The sequence below is a fragment of the Caulobacter sp. 17J80-11 genome, from assembly GCF_014349105.1.
Taxonomy (GTDB): domain Bacteria; phylum Pseudomonadota; class Alphaproteobacteria; order Caulobacterales; family Caulobacteraceae; genus 17J80-11.
Genome location: NZ_JACSJI010000022.1, coordinates 1 through 16,761, shown reverse-complemented (window position 1 = coordinate 16,761; position 16,761 = coordinate 1). Strand labels below are relative to the sequence as shown.

Here is a 16,761-nt window from a genome sequence, read left to right as displayed (position 1 = left end):
CCTACTTCTTCGCCGCTTCCTCGACGTGCGGTGCGCTCGAGACGAGCTCGACCTGGAACACCAGGGTGCTGTCGGCCGGGATGTAGGCCTTGCCGGTCGAGCCGTAGGCCAGGTGGGCGGGGATGTAGAGCTCCCACACGTCGCCCGGGCGCATGCGCTGCAGGCTGGCGATCCAGCCGGGGATCAGCTTCTGCAGCGGGAAGGTGGTGGTCTCGGCGCCGTCGCCCGGCGAGGTGTTGAACACCTGGCCGTTCAGGAAGCGGCCGACATAGCGCACGGTGACGTCGTCGCTGCGCAGCGGGCGCGCCCCGTCGGCCGGGCCCGACCTCAGCACCTTGTACTGCAGGCCGGGCAGGCTCACGACGCCGGGGAGGCCGGCGTTGATGGTCAGGAACTCGCGCTCGCCGGCGACCTGGTCCCAGACCGGGGCCGGGTCGGCGCCGGGCTCCGAGCGGGCCAGCAGGGCCGCCAGTTCGTCCTTCCAGAACACCGCCCAGGTGTGGGTGCCGTGGCCCTTGCCGTCCGGGCCGGCCGGGATCAGCACGTAGCGGCCGTTCTTGATCCGCTTGGCCTCGCGCTCGGCGATGCCCAGCTCCGGCGGGTTGATGAAGTCGTCGGCCGAATTCACCCAGGTCACCGGCGCGGTGATGGTCTCCAGCTTCGCCGACGGGTCGTAATTGCGCGAGGCGTTCAGCTGGTAGAGCAGGTCGTTGGCGTCGAGCGCGCCGATGGCGGCGTTGAACCGCTCGTCCAGGTACTTGTCGGCCGCGTCCCGGGTCGGCGCCGCGTCCTGCAGCGGGATGGTCGCCGAGCCGGCCAGGATCAGCAGGTCCTGGGCGGTGCGCAGGCCGGCCATCGGCTGCTGGGTGTACTCGCCGCCCTTCCAGGCCGGGTCCTGGCGGATGGCGTCCATGGCCATCTTGCGCCACAGCCGGTTGCGCCCGGCGATCTGGGTTGGCTGGCAGGCCAGCGGCATCAGGGCGTCGGAGAAGGTCGGATAGGTCTCGGCCCAGACGAACGCGTGCATGCAGCCCATCGAGGTGCCGGCCAGTAGCCGCAGGCGGTCCACGCCCAGGCCCTGGGTCAGCAGGGCGTGCTGGGCGGCGACCATGTCGTCGTAGTCGTAGGACGGGAAGCGCGCGTGCAGGCCGTCGCTGGGCTTGGACGACTTCCCGTGACCGATGCCGTCGGGGAGGATGATGTAGTACTTCGCCGGATCCAGCAGGCCGCCGGGCGCGAACAGCACGTCCTTGAACTGGGGCCGCAGGAACTGCTGGCCCGTGCCGCCGGTGCCGTGCAGCACCATGACTGCGTTGACGATCCGGCCGCTCTTGTCGCGCCTGGGCTCGCCGAGCGTGGTGTAGTGCAGCCTGAGTTCCGGCAGGGTCTCGCCCGAGGCGAAGCGGAAGTCGCGCACGACGAAGTCGTGCTCCTGCGGCTGGGGTGCCTGCGCCGACGTCTTCGGCGGGGTCTGGGCCTTGGTTTGGGCGGCCGCCGCGCCGGCGCCGCAGTACATGGCCAGCGCGATCGCCGCTCCGGTGAGAATGCGCATTCGTTGGATCCCCCGCTATTACGCCCATCTTAGTCACGCCCGCCCCAGCTGCGGAAGCGGGCGGCGCGGAACGACGTTGTCTTCGTATGGCTTCGACCCAGCCCGGTCTGTTTCAACTGACGCCTTCGCCGCCCGCCCTGCCGGAAGGCTTCGTTTATCGGCCCGAGGTCCTGACGCCTGACGAAGAGGCGCGGCTCGCCGCCCGTCTGGCCGAGCTGGCCTTCGCGCCCTTCGAGTTCCGCGGCTACCTGGGCAAGCGCCAGGTGGTCTCGTTCGGCTGGCGCTACGATTTCACGGCGGGCGGCCTGCGCCCCGCCGCGCCGATCCCCGACTTCCTTAAGCCGCTGCGCGTCCGCGCCGCCGAAGCCGCAGGCCTGACCGCCGCCGACCTGCAGCAGGCGCTCGTCACCCAATATCCGCCCGGCGCGGCCATCGGCTGGCACAAGGACCGCCCGGAGTTCGCCGAGGTGGTCGGGGTGTCGTTGCTGGCGCCCGGCCTGCTCCGCTTCCGGCGTCCTGGCGGGCGCGGCTGGGAGCGGGCGTCGCTGACCGTCGAGCCGCGCTCGCTCTACGTGCTGGCCGGCCCGGCCCGCTACGCGTGGGAGCACAGCCTGCCTCCGGTCGGGGGCCTGCGCTACTCGATCACCTTCCGCCGACTTCGCGGGGACGCGGGCGGCCGTGTCGCCGGGTCGCCTTGATTGCGCCCCGATTCTCCGTACCGGTGCTCGGGGGAGGCGCCGTGAACCGGATCGACCGAGCAGGAACGTTTAGCGGCTTCGCCGTTCTGACCGCTTTGGCCCTCTTGGCCGCGGGGCCGGCGTGTGCGGACGGCGTGAAGGTCGCGACGCCCTCGGCCAGCGTCTCGGCCCATGACGGCGCGCTCGAATCCTACGCCCTCGGATTTTCCGGCGACTGGTGGATGGGCGGCCGCTCGGGCGGCTTCGCCTCCGGGGTCGAGGGCCAGGACCTCCGCGATCCGGCGGTCTGGACCCGATTGCGCGCCGGGACGGCCGAAGGCGGGGTCCGCTGGTCGGGCGACCAGCCGCAGGTGGACCTGGGGTTCAGCTGGCGCGCCCCGGTCGGCCTGCTGCCCAAGCGCGACTTCGTCAGCCTGTCGCCCACGGTGGACTGGACGCCGGAGGGTGAGGCGCTGGCGCTGCGATCCGAACTCGGAGTGGCGCATCTGCCCCGGACCGACTTCAGCCTGGAGCAGGGCCGCGACGGCGGCCGGCGCGCCGCCATGGGCGTCACGGCGCGCGCCCGCGAGTTCGGCGTGCGGGTTGAAGCGGCCGCCGACCAGGACGGCCGCGCCTCGGAAATCCGGCTGCGCTTCGTGCGCTGAGCCCCGTCAGGGCGTCGCGGCGGCCGGTCGCCGCCCGACTTCTCCCTTGTCTGCTCTCGCTTTGCGACGACTGAGCAACGTTCGCGCAAAACATTCACACGCACGATAGTGAGTGTTGACAGGTCCAGCTTTGCAGTTGCATCGTGAGCGTGACAGCCCGGCGTAAAAAAAGATCGGCGCTGCAAGGGGGGACAATATGAAGAGCGTTCTACTCGCGACCGCGTGCGCCGCCGCCACCTTGGCCTTCGCCTCGCCCGCGTTTTCCCAGAGCACGCCGGCGGCCGATGCTCCGGCCACGGAAAAGGCCGACGAGGCCAGCGACCTCGGCGAAGTGATCGTCACCGCCACCCGTCGCGACGAGCGCCTGCAGGACGTGCCGCTCAGCATCACGGCCTTTTCGCAGAAGGAACTGACCGCCCAGGGCATCGTCGGCTACGAGGGCCTGGCGCGCCAGACGCCGGGCGCGGTGCTGAACCGGGCCACCGCCAACTTCAACAACTTCACCGCCCGCGGCATCGCCACGAACGGCTACGGCGCCAACCTGCAGAGCACGGTGGCGGTCTATATCGACGAACTGCCGATCTCGACCATCGGCAACACCACGGTGGTCGACCCGAACCTGTTCGACGTGGAGCGCGTGGAGTTCCTGCGCGGCCCGCAGGGCACGCTGTTCGGCTCGGGCTCCCTGTCGGGCGCCCTGCGCATCCTCAACCACAAGCCCGACCTGGACGAGTTCGGCGGCAAGGTGCTGGTCGACCTCGGCATGGTCGGCGAGGACTCGCTGCGCCAGCGCTACAACGTGATGCTCAACACGCCGATCATCCAGGACAAGCTGGGCCTGCGCGTGGTCGGCTTCTACCGCGACGAGGAAGGCTACATCGACAACCTCGGCACCGGCGTCGACAACTCGAACACCCTGAAGGACTGGGGCGGCCGCGCCAGCCTGCTGTGGCAGCCGACCGACCGGCTGTCGATCAACCTGCAGGCCTCGCACGAGTACAGCGACCCGAAGGACTCCTCGCTGGTCAACCCGGCGCTCGGCCGCGACAAGCGGGTCTCCGATCGTCCCGACCTCTTCGTCGGTGATCTGACGACCTACAACGCCACGGTCGACTACCAGTTCGACGGGGCGCGCTTCACCAGCTCCTCGACCTATTCCAGCTTCGACCAGAAGTTCTACGTCGACCTGGCCGGCACCTTCGGCGGAGCAATCGCCTTCGCGCTCGACGCCGACGCCTATCAGGACACCTTCGTGGAGGAGGCGCGTCTGGTCTCCGACCCGGGCGGCGACTGGGACTGGGTGATCGGCGGCTTCTACCTCGATCGCCGTCTGGACGTGGACTACTTCTACCGCTCCACGCCGGAGTTCCTGGCGTCTCACGGCCTCACGGGCCTGCCGGACGAGTACTACCAGCGCCAGTACACGCACTTCATCTCGCATGAGAAGGCGCTGTTCGGCGAACTGGTCTACCATTTCAACGACCAGTGGTGGCTGACCGGCGGCCTGCGCTACGGCTCGACCGACGCCCAGGGCTTCACCGAAGGCGGCTACAACAGCAACTATCTGGTCCGTGCCCTGTACTACCCGTTCTTCGGGCCGGGACCGCTGACCGTAACCCCGATCGCGCCGGCCGAGGGCCTGGTGGCCAAGGAAAAGGGGCCGTCCTGGAAGCTCAGCCTGTCGTACAAGCCGTCGACCAACCTGACGACCTACGCGACCGTGTCGACCGGCTTCCGCACTCCGGTGATCAACGGCTTCGGCGGGCGCCCCAGCGTGATCGACCCGAGCGATCTGATCATCCCGTTCGGCGCGACTTCCGACGACCTGATCAACTACGAGATCGGGGCCAAGGGGCGCTGGTTCGATGGCAAGCTGAACGCCAGCCTGGCCGCCTACTGGATCGACTGGAGCAACATCCAGGTCCAAGCCAACCGCGTTTCCGACTCGGTGCAGTTCGCCACCAACATCGGCGGCGCGGTCAGCAAGGGGATCGAGGCTGAAGTCGTGGCCACCCCGACCGAGGGCCTGACCCTGGGTCTGAACCTGTCGCTGAACGACGCCCGGGTCACCGACCTGTCGCCGCAAGAAGCGGCGATCTCCGGCGCCGTCGACGACTGGCGGCTGGCCTTCCCGCAAGTCCAGGGCTCGGCCTTCATCGGCTACCGCTGGTTCATCACCCCGGAGGCTGAGGCGAACTTCTCAATCGTCGCCCAGCACGTCGGCGCCTACAACAGCTCCTTCCCGAACGTCGCGGGCAAGAGCCCGCCGGTGCCGAGCCCGACCTACGGCCGCACCGAAGCCTACGAGGTCGTCAATTCGACCTTCGCCGTGGCCTTCGATCAGGTCACTGTCGGGGCCTATGTCGAGAACCTCTTCGATGACCGGTCGATCTCCTACGTCCACCCGGAAGCCTTCCTGGCCAACCGCTCCGCGACCGTCCGTCCCCGGACCTTCGGCGTGCGGCTGAGCTACGACTTCTAAGTCATGGACCAGAGCGCGATCACTCCGGCCGCGACGGGCGCTCAAGCGCCCGTCGCCGGCACGGCCGCCGGACGGGGGCGGGCCGGGTTCGTCCTGGCCATCCTCGGCTTCGTCTACGTCCTGAACTTCCTGGACCGGCAGCTGCTGTCGATCCTGGCCAAGCCGATCCAGGACGAGCTCGGCGTCACCGACGGCCAGCTGGGGCTGATCAGCGGTCTGTATTTCGCGTTGTTCTACTGCCTGATCTCGATCCCGGTCGGCTGGCTGGCCGACCGGACCAATCGGGTGCGGGTGGTGGCCTTCGCCTGCGCCCTGTGGAGCGCGGCCACCATCGCCTGCGGCCTGGCCCGCAGCTATCCGCAACTGGTCGGCGCGCGCATGGCGGTGGGGGTGGGCGAGGCCGGCGGCGTGCCGCCCTCCTACGCCATCATCTCCGACTACTTCCCCTCGGGTAAGCGCGGCACGGCGCTGGGCCTGTTCAATCTGGGCCCGCCGGTCGGCCAGGCTCTGGGCGTCGCCTTCGGCGCCTCGATCGCGGCGGCGTTCGACTGGCGCAGCGCCTTCCTCGCCATCGGCGCGGTGGGCGTGGTCACCGCTCTGGTCGTGCTGATGACCGTGCGCGAGCCGCGCCGCGGCGGCCTCGACGCCGCCTCCGAGGCGAAGGCTCCGGCGGAAGGCTTCTGGAAGACCTGCCGGATGTTCTTCACGCGGCCGGTCCTGCTGCTGGTCTCGCTTGCCTGCGGCGCGAACCAGTTCGTCACCTACGCCCTGCTCAACTTCGCCACCCTCTTCCTCATGCGCGAGAAGGGCATGACCCTGCAGGAGGTGGCGGTCTGGTACGCCCTGGTCGTCGGCGTCGGCGCCGGGGGCGGCATCTTCCTCGGCGGCCGCTTGGTCGACTGGCTGGCCAGGAAGTCCAAGCGCGCCTACGCCCTGCTGCCGGCGGTGGCCCTGGTGCTGGCGGTGCCGTTCTTCATCGGCTTCGTCTGGGCGCCGGACTGGCAGACCGCGCTCAAGTTCCTGATCGTGCCGATGTTCCTGAACTACTTCTACCTGTCGCCCTCGGTGGCGCTGGTGCAGGAGGAGGTGCGCCCGAGCCAGCGCGTGCTCTCCGGCGCCCTGCTGCTGCTGGTGATGAACCTGATCGGCCTGGGCCTGGGCCCGACCTTCCTCGGCGCGGCCAGCGACTTCCTCCGGGCCAGCTACCCGGAACACTCGCTGCAGATGGCCTTCTACACCCTCGTCCCGTTCTACGCGGTCGCGGTGGCGCTGTTCCTGGCGCTGGCGCGGGCGCTGAAGCGGGAGCAAACCCGAACCGCTGGTGCTTCATGAAGCTGCGCGCCGCCCTGCTGGCGAGCCTGAGCCTCGCCTTCGCCGTTCCCGCCGCGGCCGCTGAGCCCGGGCCCGTCGTCCGCGCCCCCGCCGGGGCCGTGAAGGGCCAGGCGGCCGACGGCGTCAACGTGTTCCGCGGCCTGCCCTACGCCGAGGCGCCGGTCGGCCAGCGGCGCTGGAAGCCGCCGGTCCCGGCCGCCGCCTGGAAGGGCGTGCGCGACGCCAGCAAATTCGGCCCCGTCTGCTATCAGCCGCCGTCCCGCCCCGGCAGCATCTACACCGAACAGACCGGTCAGATGAGCGAGGACTGTCTCTCGCTGAACGTCTGGGCCCCGGCCGACGCGCGCGACGCGCCGGTGATGGTCTGGATTCACGGCGGCGCCCTGGTCGGCGGGGCCAGCAGCCAGGCGATGTACGACGGCGCGGCCCTGGCCAAACGCGGCGTCGTCGTGGTGTCGATCAACTACCGCCTGGGCGTGCTGGGCTATCTGGCCCATCCGGATCTCAGCGCCGAGTCGCCCGACCACGTGTCCGGCAACTACGGCCTGCTCGACCAGATCGAGGCCCTGCGCTGGGTAAAGCGCAACATCGCGGCCTTCGGCGGCGACCCTGAAAAGGTCACCGTCGCCGGCGAGTCCGCCGGGGCGCTCAGCGTCATGTACCTGATGGCTTCGCCCCAGGCGCGCGGCCTGTTCCACCAGGCGATCGCCCAGAGCGCCTACATGATCTCCACGCCGGAGCTGCGCGAGGCGCGCTTCGGCGCCCCCTCGGCCGAGCAGGCGGGCCTGGCCCTGGCCGACAAGTTGGAAGTCCGCGGCATCGCGCGCCTGCGGGCCATCGACCCCGCCGCCCTGACCATCCAGGCCCCGATGGCCGGCTACGCCCCGTGGGGCACGATCGACGGCAAGGTTCTGCCGGCCCAGCTGGTCGACATGTTCGACCGCGGCCAGCAGGCGCCCGTGCCGCTGATGGCCGGCTTCAACAGCGGCGAGATCCGCTCCCTGCGCTTCCTGCTGCCGCCGGCCCCGGCCGACGCCGCTGCCTACGTCGCCGCCATCCGCCGCGGCTATGGTCCGCTGGCCGACACCTTCCTGGGCCTTTATCCGGCGACGGAGAGCCTGGACGAGAGCATGCTGGCGACCACCCGGGACGCCATGTACGGCTGGACTGCGGAGCGTCTCGCGGCCAAGCAGGCCGCGATCGGCCAGCCGTCCTTCCTCTACTTCTTCGACCACGGCTACCCGGCCGCCGACAGCGCTGGCCTGCACGGCTTCCACGCCTCGGAAATCCCGTACGCCTTCGGCACCATGTCCCGGGCCACGCCCGTCTGGCCGAAGCCGGAAGCCACCGCCGAGGAGGCCCGCTTCGGCGACGCCGTGAACGCGTACTGGGCCAGCTTCGTGCGCGACGGCGCGCCCAGCGCCGCCGGCCAGCCGGACTGGCGGCCCTACGCCGACAGCCGCGCCTACATGTCCTTCGAGGACATGCCGAAGGCGAAGAGCCACGTCCTGCCGGGCATGTACGAGCTGCACGAGGAGGTGGTCGCCCGCCGTCGCGCCCGCGGCGACACGCCGTGGGGCTGGAACGTGGGCGTCATCGCCCCGCCTCTGCCGGACGAGACGTCGCCCAAATGATCGACGGAGCCATGCAGCCGTTCGCGCTGACGCTCGACAAGTTCCTTGTGCATGCGTCCAAGTGGCATCCCCGGGTCGAGGTCGTCACCGCCCGGGACGGCGGGGTCGACCGCGCCGGTTACGCCGAAGTCGAAGACCGCAGCCGGCGGGTTTCGGCCCTGCTGCGCGGCCTGGGCGTCGCCGCCGGCGAGCGCGTCGCGACCCTGGCCTGGAACACCCAGGCCCACGTCGAGGCGTGGTACGCCATCATGGGCATGGGCGCGGTCTGCCACACGCTGAACCCGCGCCTGACCGGCGCCCAGCTCGGCTGGATGGTGGAGCAGTCCGGCGCGCGCATCCTGATCGTCAGCGCCGACCTGCTGCCGCTGGCCCGCCAGGTCGCCGAGCGCGCGACCGGGGTCGAGCGCCTGCTGGTGATCGACGGCGAGGCGAAGGCGTCCGGGGCCGGCGGCCCGCTGGTCGCCGAGCTCGCCTCCCTGCTCGACCTGGTCGACGAACGCCTGGCCTGGGGCGGGTTCGACGAGACCGCGCCGTCAGGCCTCTGCTTCACCTCGGGCACGACGGGCGCCCCCAAGGGCGTCACCTACACCCACCGGTCCAGCTACCTGCACACCCTGCGCCTGCTGCAGGCCGACGTGATGGCCATCTCCGGCGCGGACACCGTGCTGCCGGTGGTGCCCATGTTCCACGCCAACGCCTGGGGCCTGCCGTTCGCCGCGCCCGCGGTCGGGGCCAAGCTGGTCCTGCCGGGCCGGCACACCGACGGGGCCAGTCTGGCGCGGCTGATCCGCTCGGAACGCGTCACCGTCGGCGTCGGCGTGCCCACCGTGTGGCTGGGCCTGGTCGAGCACCTCGACGCGGTCGGCGACGACCTGCCCAGCCTGAAGCGCATCGTCGTCGGCGGCACGCCGCTGCCCTCGGCCCTGATGGAACGCATCGAGCGGCGCCTCGGCGTCACCGTCCAGACCAGCTGGGGCATGACCGAGCTGTCCCCGTCAGGCACCGTGGCGCCCGCCTGGGCCCGGCGCACGGCCGCCGTTTCGGGCCGCCCGGCCATCGGCGTCGACCTGCTGATCACCGACAGCGAGGGCCGGCCGCTGCCGGAGCAGCGCGAGGTGGAGGGCAATCTGCGCGTGCGCGGGGCGGCGGTGATCGAGCGCTACTTCGGCCACGAGCAGTCGGCCGTCGACGCCGACGGCTGGTTCCCGACCGGCGACCTGGCGAAGATCGACGAGGACGGCAACCTGATCATCACCGGCCGCGCCAAGGACCTGATCAAGTCCGGCGGCGAGTGGATCAACCCGGTGGAGATCGAGGCGGTGGTCGGGGCCTTGCCGGAGGTCTCGCTGGCGGCGGTGATCGGGCGCTCGGATCCGAAGTGGGGCGAACGGCCCATCCTGCTGGTCGAGCTGCACGACCCTGACGGCCTGAGCGACGAGGCCCTGCTGGAGCCGCTGAAGGGCCGGGTGGCGCCCTGGTGGGTGCCTGACGAAGTGGTCCGCGTCGCCAGCATGCCGCTGGCCGCCACCGGCAAGATCGACAAGATTCGCCTGCGCACCGAATACGGCGCCGCGCGCGTGGGGGACTGACCGACTTGACGCTAGCCGCCGCAAGACGGAAAGAGTTCCGCGTGCCCGAAGCCACGAAACCCAGGCGCTCCAAGAAGGCGGAGCAACGCGCCGAGACGATGGAGCAAATCCTCGACGCGGCCGAGGACCTGTTCTCCAAGCACGGGTTCTATGGCGTCACCCTGAAGGACGTGGCCGCGCGGGTCGGCGTCCACCACACGCTGCTGAACTACTATTTCGAAGACAAGAAGACCCTGTTCGACGCCGTCTTCGCCCGCCGCGCGGTGGTGACCAGCGAGCTGCGGATGAAGGCGCTGGACGAGTACGACGCGGCCACCGGCGGCAAGCCGACGGTGGAGGGCGCGCTGCACGCCTTCCTCGACACCGACCTCGACCTCTACATCCAGGGCGGCGAGAGCTGGAAGAACTACGGCGCGCTGGGCGCCCAGGTCGCCAACACCCCCGAGTGGGGCGCGGCCCTGATGGACCAGCACTTCGACCCCGTGGTCCTGCGCCTGATCGCGTTGCTGAAGAAGGCCCTGCCGGGCTGCGCCGACGAAGACATCTTCTGGGGCTACCACTTCGTCACGGGGGCTCTGATGGCGACGCTGGCCCGCACCGGCCGCATCGACAAGCTGTCGGGCGGGCTCTGCAAGTCCGAGGACTTCGTCGCCGTGAAGGCGCGCATGGCCTCCTTCATGGCCGCGGGCCTGCTGGAGATCTGCCAGCCGCGCCCGCAGGGCGCCGCCACCTGAACGCCTGAGATTTCGAGACGGGCCGGACGTCCGGCCACAGTCCGAGCTTTACATTCACTAGCTTGTTAGTGAATTTGCAAACAAGCAGAACCGGAAGTCGGAGTAGGGGGAGGCGTTCTCATGTCGCTTAAGGGTCGGGTCGCGATCGTCACGGGCGCCGGCGGCGGTCTGGGCCGCGCGCACGCGCTGTATCTCGCAAGCCAGGGCGCGCGGGTCGTGGTCAACGATCTGGCGCAGGCGGCCGCCGATCGCGTCGCCGAGGAGATCCGCGCCGCCGGCGGCGAGGCGCTGGCGATCGCCGCCTCGGTGACCGACGAGGTGGCTGTGGCCTCGATGGTAGACCGCACGGTGGTGGCCTGGGGCCGGATCGACATCCTGGTCAACAACGCCGGCATCCTGCGCGACAAGAGCTTCGCCAAGATGACCATGGACGACTTCCGCCTGGTGGTGGACGTGCACCTGATGGGGGCGGCGGTCTGCTGCAAGGCGGTGTGGGAGCTGATGCGCGAGCAGCGCTACGGCCGCATCGTCATGACGACCTCCTCGTCGGGCCTCTACGGCAATTTCGGCCAGGCCAACTACGGCGCCGCCAAGATGGCGCTGGTCGGTCTGATGCAGACCCTGGCGATCGAGGGCGAGAAGTACGGCGTGCGGGTCAATTGCCTGGCCCCCACCGCCGCCACCCAGATGACCGAGGGCGTGCTGGCCCAGTCCAGCCTGGAACTGCTGGATCCCGCCCTGGTGAGTCCCGCCCTGCTGGCCCTGGTCGGCGAGGACGCGCCGACCCGCGCGGTGCTGTGCGCCGGCGCCGGCCACTTCGCCCGCGCCAGCGTCACCCTGTCGGAGGGCGTCTACGTCGGCGGCGGGGCCGACGCCGGCCAACAGGTGGTCGCCAACTGGGACGGGATTTCCGACCGCACGGGCGAGATCGTGCCGGACTACGGCTTCACCCAGGCTGAACGCGAAGTCGCCAGCGCGGGGCTGGGCGCGAAGGTGGCGGCGGCGCGACGCTGAAACGACGAGGCCCTTGAAGCTGGATCACGCCGCCGCGGCCCGCCCGCGGCGGCGTTTTGGCGCGCGCGGAAGCGCGAACGGCGCGAGCCGCTTCGTTCGGGTTCGACGCTTGGGGAAGAAGTGGCGGAGAGGGTGGGATTCGAACCCACGATACCCTTGCGAGTATGCCGCATTTCGAGTGCGGTGCTTTCAACCGCTCAGCCACCTCTCCGCGGGCGTCAGCCTCTTGGGGCGAGCGAGGCGGGATACCTACTCATACGGACTCGGTTGCGCAAGAGCGTCTGAGCATGTGCGGCGCGCAATCGCACATTCGCGTACCGGCGGTCTTTACCGGTGGCGTCCGGAGGCGTAATAACTCGCGGGTCATTTATAGCCGGAGCGACGGCGGTGAGCGTGGCGGGCGGGCCGAAATGGCGTCGGCGCAAGGAGGCGCGGCCGGGCGAGATCGTGGCCGCGGCCTTCGCCGTCTTCGCTGAGAAAGGCTTCGCCGCCGCCCGGCTGGACGAGATCGCCGCCCGCGCCGGGGTCAGCAAGGGCGCGCTGTACCTCTACTTCGAGACCAAGGAAGAGCTGTTCCACGCCGTGGTGCGCGACGCCGTGGCGCCCAACGTCGCCCAGGTGCGCGCCGCGGCCGAGGCCTTCGAGGGGCCGTTCGCCGACCTGGTCCGCGCCCTGCTGCCGATGATGGCCGCCCGGATCGCCGGCTCGGGCGCGGCCAAGGTGGTGAAGATGGTGATCGGCGAGAGCCGCAACTTCCCCGCCCTGGCTCAGCACTGGCACGACGAAGTGGTGGCGCCGACCCTCAGCGTGCTGAGCGGCCTGATCGAACGGGCCCAGGCGCGTGGCGAGGTGCGCCCGGGCGATCCGCGGGTGCACGCCTTCTCCCTGGTCGGGCCGCTGATGTTGGGCGTGCTGTGGCGCGAGGTCCTGGAGCCGGTCGGCGGCGCGCCGGTCGACCTGCAGGCCCTGGCGGCCCAGCACGTCGAGACGGCGCTGGGCGGACTGCTGGCGCGCGAGGGGGCGGCGGCATGAAGAAGATGAAGCGGGTGGTCGCCGTCCTCGTCCTGTTGGGCGCGATCGGATTCGCCGCCTGGGTGTGGTGGCCGCGCGAGGGCGGGCGCTACCTGTCGGGCTGGGTGGAGGGCGACACCCTGTTCCTGTCGGCCGCGGTGTCCGGTCCGGTGGTGCGCCTGGATGTGCGCCGCGGCCAGCGGGTCGAGGCCGGCGCGCCGGTGTTCCTGGTCGATCCGCAGCCGCTGGCGGCCGAGCGCGCCAGCGCCGTGGCCGGGGTCGAGGCCGCCGCCTCGGAGGCCAAGGACGCCCAAAAGGGCCAGCGGCCGCAGGAGCTCGCGGTGATCGACGCCCAGCGGACCGCCGCCCGCGCCGCCTTCCGCCAGGCCGAGGCCGACTATCAGCGGGCGGTCGCCCTGGCCAAGACCGGCTTCCTGGCCAAGGCGGGGCTGGATCAGGCCACGGCGACCTACCAGACCGCCCAGGCCCAGTTGCGCGAGACCGAGCGCCGGCTCGACGTCGCCGAGCTGGGCGCGCGCGAGGACCTGATCCAGGCCGCCCGGGCGCGCACGGTCCAGGCGCAGGGCTCGCTGTCCGAGGTCGAAGCGCGCCTGCGCCAGCTGGCCCCGGTCGCGCCTGCGACGGGGCGGATTGAGGACACCTTCTTCCAGCCCGGCGAGTGGGCGCCGGCCAACCAGCCGGTGGTGTCGCTGATCCCCGACGACCAGGTGAAGCTGCGCTTCTTCGTGCCGGAGGCCGACATCGCCGCCTACCGGTACGGCCGCGAGGTCGGCTTCGCCTGCGACGGCTGCGCCGAGGGAATGAAGGCGACCATCAACTACGTCAGCCCGCGGCCCGAGTTCACCCCCCCGGTGATCTACAGCCGCGAGACCCGCGACCGGCTGGTGTTCCTGGTCGAGGCGCGGCCGACCAACCCGCGCGCCCTCACGGTCGGCCAGCCGGTCGACGTCACGCCCCTGCCGAAGGCCGTGGGCAAGTGACCTGGGCGGTCGAGGTCGAGGGGCTGAACAAGAGCTTCGGCGACAAGCACGTGGTCAAGGACGTGTCGATCCGGGTGGAGGAGGGGCGGATCACCGGCTTCCTCGGCCCCAACGGTTCGGGCAAGACCACGACCTTGCGCATGCTCTGCGGCCTGCTCACCCCCGACAGCGGGCGGGGATGCGCGCTGGGCCTCGACATCGTCAGGGACGCCCGCGAGATCAAGCGTCGCACCGGCTACATGACCCAGCGGTTCTCGCTCTACGAGGACCTGACGGTGCAGGAGAACCTGGACTTCATGGCCCAGGTGCACGAGCTGGACCGTCGCCGCGAGCGGGTCGAGGCCGCGCTGGAGCGGCTGGGCCTGACCGACCGGCGCCGCCAACTCGCCGGCACCCTGTCCGGCGGCTGGAAGCAACGGCTGGCCCTGTCGGCCGCCACCCTGCACGAACCCCGGCTTCTGCTGCTCGACGAGCCCACCGCCGGGGTCGATCCGAAGGCCCGGCGCGCCTTCTGGGACGAGATCCACGCCCTGGCCGCCCGGGGCCTGACCGTCATGGTCTCGACCCACTACATGGACGAGGCCGAGCGCTGCCACGACATCGCCTACATCGCCTCCGGCCGCCTGATCGCACGCGGCACGGCCGAGGAGGTGATCGCGGGCTCCGGGCTGGTCACCTTCCGGGCCGAGGGGCCGGACGCCGACCGGATGGCGGCCGAGCTGCGCGCGCGCCCGGGCGTCGAATCCGCCGCCGCCTTCGGCCTGGCGCTGCACGTCAGCGGCACCGACCGCGCGGCCCTGGAGGCGGCGATCGCGCCCTGGCGGCGCGAGCCCTGGCGCTGGGAACAGGTCGAGCCGACCCTGGAGGACGTCTTCATCCACCTGATGGGCCGGGCGGAGGCGGAGCAATGAGCTTCGACTTCTCCTTCCAGCGGGTCGCCGCGGTGCTGCGCAAGGAGTTCCTGCAGCTCACCCGCGACCGGCTGACCTACGCCATGATGCTGGTCATGCCGATCGTGCAGCTGCTGCTGTTCGGCTACGCCATCAACAGCGATCCCAGGCACCTGCCCACCGCCGTGCTGGTGCAGGACCAGGGGACCTATTCCCGCTCGGTGCTGGCCGCCCTGGAGAACAGCGACTACTTCCGCATCGTCGCCGCCGTGCGCACCACCGGCGAGCTGGACCAGGCGATCGAGCGCGGCCGCGTGCTGTTCGCCGTCACCATCCCGCCCGACTTCACCCGCCGGGTGGTGCGCGGCGACCAGGCCCAGATCCTGGTCGAGGCCGACGCCTCCGACCCGACCGCCACCGGCGGCGCGGTCGCGGCGCTGGCGGCCCTGCCGGCCGAGGCCCTGCGCCACGACCTGAAGGGCGCGACCGCCTTGCGGGCCGGCGGGCCCGCGCCGTTCGAGGTGGTGGTCCAGCGCCGCTACAATCCGGAGATCATCACCGCCTTCAACATCGTGCCCGGCCTGCTGGGCGTGATCCTTTCCATGACCCTGGTGATGATGACGGCGCTGGGCGTCACCCGCGAGCAGGAGCGCGGCACCATGGAGAGCCTGCTGGCCACCCCGGTCGAGCCGCTGGAGGTGATGGTCGGCAAGCTGGCGCCCTACGTGCTGATCGGCCTGACCCAGACGGTGGTGTTCCTGACCCTGGCGCGGGCCCTGTTCGCCGTGCCGATGGCGGGCGGCTGGGCGGCGCTGAGCGTGGGCGTGCTGCTGTTCATCGTGGGCAGCCTGGCGCTGGGCTTCCTGATCTCCACCGTCGCGCGCACCCAGCTGCAGGCCATGCAGATGTCGGTGTTCTACATCCTGCCCTCGATCCTGCTGTCGGGCTTCATGTTCCCGTTCTACGGCATGCCCAGATGGGCCCAGGCGCTGGGCACGGTGATCCCGGTCACGCACTTTCTGCGGGTGGTGCGCGGCGCCCTGCTGAAGGGCCTCGGTCTGGCCGAGCTCTGGCCCAGCCTGACGGCGCTGGTGGTGTTCGTGGTGGTCGTCTCCGCCCTCGCCATGGCCCGCTATCGGACCACCCTCGACTAGCGCGGCGAACAGCTCCGTTTTCCGGCGGATTGTTGCACGCGCGCCGCAGCGGCCGGTTTCTGTCGCGAGGGAAGGAACCCTAGCAATACGAGGCATGTTTCCGCTCCCGACCTGACCAAGGTGTGTTCGTCGGGTTGGCGTCGCGTCGCGGGAGAGCCTGCGGGCGTGACAGCAGAGGGCAAAGAGAGAGGGCTCTGAATATGAAACTCAAATTGCTGGCGGGAGCCGCTCTCGCCGCCTTCGGCGTGGCGACGGCCGCCTCGGCCGAACCCGACGGTTGGTATGGCGCGCTCGACGTCGGCTACCACCAGCCCGACGGCATCGACGCCGACTCCTCGGGCCTCACGCAGGACGACCTGCCGTACCGCTGGAGCTTCGGCGCGGACTCCGATTGGACCGCGTTCGGCCGCCTCGGCTACCGCTTCAATCCCGCCTGGCGGACCGAGTTCGAAATCGGCTACCGCCCGGGCGACGTCGACTCCGTCACGGGCGGTCCGGGCATTCCGGAAGCCCTGTGCTCGGACGCGCACGTCGCCGACCCGAGCATCTGTCCGTCGCCGAGTGGGGACCTGAACTCTTGGACGTTCATGGCCAACCTCATCTACGACTTCATGCCGGATTCGCGCTTCCGCCCGTTCATCGGCGCGGGCATCGGCGTGAACCAGGTCTCGGTGAAGACCCGCGGCGTGATGTCGACCTCGCCGGACGGCATCGTGCCTGACCCGGGTCCGGCCGTCGTCAACATCGACGACGACGACACCACCTTCGCCTGGCAGGGCCTGGTCGGCTTCGCCTATGCGTGGACTGACCGGCTGAACCTGGACGTGACCTACCGCTGGCTGGGCGGCAACGACGTCGACTTCGACAGCTCCGTCTCGCCGGACGAGTTCCTGCCGTTCGCGCCGGGCACCTTCTCGGGCAACTACGAGGACCAGTCGATCACGATCGGTCTGCGTTACGCCTTCGCCCCGCCGCCGCCGCCGCCGCCGCCCCCGCCGCCGCCGCCGCCTCCGCCCCCGCCGCCCC

General features: G+C 70.7%; 14 protein-coding genes and 1 tRNA gene. 13 read left to right on the top strand and 2 right to left on the bottom strand.

Annotation, left to right across the window (positions count from 1 at the left end; genetic code table 11):
• Position 1: 1 nt before the first annotated feature.
• On the bottom strand, positions 2–1,552 hold the full coding sequence (locus H8B08_RS17315) for an alpha/beta fold hydrolase (protein WP_187451447.1): 1,551 nt from the start codon (positions 1,550–1,552) through the stop codon (positions 2–4).
• A gap of 86 nt (positions 1,553–1,638) precedes the next feature.
• Here H8B08_RS17315 and H8B08_RS17310 point away from each other — a divergent pair, with 86 nt between their 5' ends.
• The 8 genes from H8B08_RS17310 (at position 1,639) to H8B08_RS17275 (ending at position 11,679) form a co-directional block, all read left to right on the top strand.
• A complete protein-coding gene (locus H8B08_RS17310) occupies positions 1,639–2,250 on the top strand; it encodes an alpha-ketoglutarate-dependent dioxygenase AlkB (RefSeq protein WP_187451446.1) in 612 nt (203 codons plus the stop codon).
• Positions 2,251–2,291: 41 nt separating this feature from the next.
• The gene (locus H8B08_RS17305; RefSeq protein ID WP_187451445.1) at positions 2,292–2,894 is read left to right on the top strand and encodes a hypothetical protein; all 603 of its coding nucleotides are present in this window, start codon (positions 2,292–2,294) and stop codon (positions 2,892–2,894) included.
• A 196-nt stretch (positions 2,895–3,090) separates the two neighbouring features.
• Complete coding sequence (locus H8B08_RS17300; protein ID WP_187451444.1) at positions 3,091–5,376, top strand: TonB-dependent receptor; 2,286 nt, start codon at positions 3,091–3,093, stop codon at positions 5,374–5,376.
• Between the two features lie 3 nt (positions 5,377–5,379).
• Positions 5,380–6,708 (top strand): MFS transporter, encoded by a 1,329-nt coding sequence (locus H8B08_RS17295; protein WP_187451443.1) that lies wholly within the window; start codon positions 5,380–5,382, stop codon positions 6,706–6,708.
• Complete coding sequence (locus H8B08_RS17290) at positions 6,705–8,342, top strand: carboxylesterase/lipase family protein (RefSeq protein ID WP_187451442.1); 1,638 nt, start codon at positions 6,705–6,707, stop codon at positions 8,340–8,342. The genes H8B08_RS17295 and H8B08_RS17290 overlap by 4 nt, the downstream gene beginning before the upstream one ends.
• Positions 8,339–9,931: an AMP-binding protein gene (locus H8B08_RS17285; protein ID WP_187451441.1), complete on the top strand. Its 1,593-nt coding sequence runs from the start codon at positions 8,339–8,341 to the stop codon at positions 9,929–9,931. The genes H8B08_RS17290 and H8B08_RS17285 overlap by 4 nt, the downstream gene beginning before the upstream one ends.
• Positions 9,932–9,972: 41 nt before the next feature.
• A complete protein-coding gene (locus H8B08_RS17280) occupies positions 9,973–10,665 on the top strand; it encodes a TetR/AcrR family transcriptional regulator (protein ID WP_370545518.1) in 693 nt (230 codons plus the stop codon).
• Positions 10,666–10,785: 120 nt separating this feature from the next.
• Positions 10,786–11,679 carry an SDR family NAD(P)-dependent oxidoreductase gene (locus H8B08_RS17275; protein WP_187451440.1) on the top strand — a complete coding sequence of 298 codons (894 nt, stop codon included), beginning with the start codon at positions 10,786–10,788 and terminating at the stop codon, positions 11,677–11,679.
• 121 nt (positions 11,680–11,800) lie between these two features.
• Here H8B08_RS17275 and H8B08_RS17270 read toward each other — a convergent pair.
• Positions 11,801–11,890 (bottom strand) — tRNA-Ser (locus H8B08_RS17270).
• A gap of 176 nt (positions 11,891–12,066) precedes the next feature.
• On the opposite strand from H8B08_RS17270, the gene H8B08_RS19670 reads away from it, so the two are divergent.
• The 5 genes from H8B08_RS19670 to H8B08_RS17245 form a co-directional block, all read left to right on the top strand.
• A complete protein-coding gene (locus H8B08_RS19670; protein ID WP_370545517.1) occupies positions 12,067–12,711 on the top strand; it encodes a TetR family transcriptional regulator in 645 nt (214 codons plus the stop codon).
• On the top strand, positions 12,708–13,691 hold the full coding sequence (locus H8B08_RS17260) for an HlyD family secretion protein (protein ID WP_187451439.1): 984 nt from the start codon (positions 12,708–12,710) through the stop codon (positions 13,689–13,691). The genes H8B08_RS19670 and H8B08_RS17260 overlap by 4 nt, the downstream gene beginning before the upstream one ends.
• Entirely contained in the window at positions 13,688–14,602 is a 915-nt protein-coding gene (locus H8B08_RS17255; protein WP_187451438.1) for an ABC transporter ATP-binding protein, read from the top strand. The genes H8B08_RS17260 and H8B08_RS17255 overlap by 4 nt, the downstream gene beginning before the upstream one ends.
• Complete coding sequence (locus H8B08_RS17250) at positions 14,599–15,735, top strand: ABC transporter permease (RefSeq protein ID WP_187451437.1); 1,137 nt, start codon at positions 14,599–14,601, stop codon at positions 15,733–15,735. Before H8B08_RS17255 ends, H8B08_RS17250 begins: the two co-directional genes overlap by 4 nt.
• A gap of 200 nt (positions 15,736–15,935) precedes the next feature.
• The coding region (locus H8B08_RS17245; protein ID WP_187451436.1) for an outer membrane protein at positions 15,936–16,761 on the top strand (826 nt) is incomplete at its 3' end.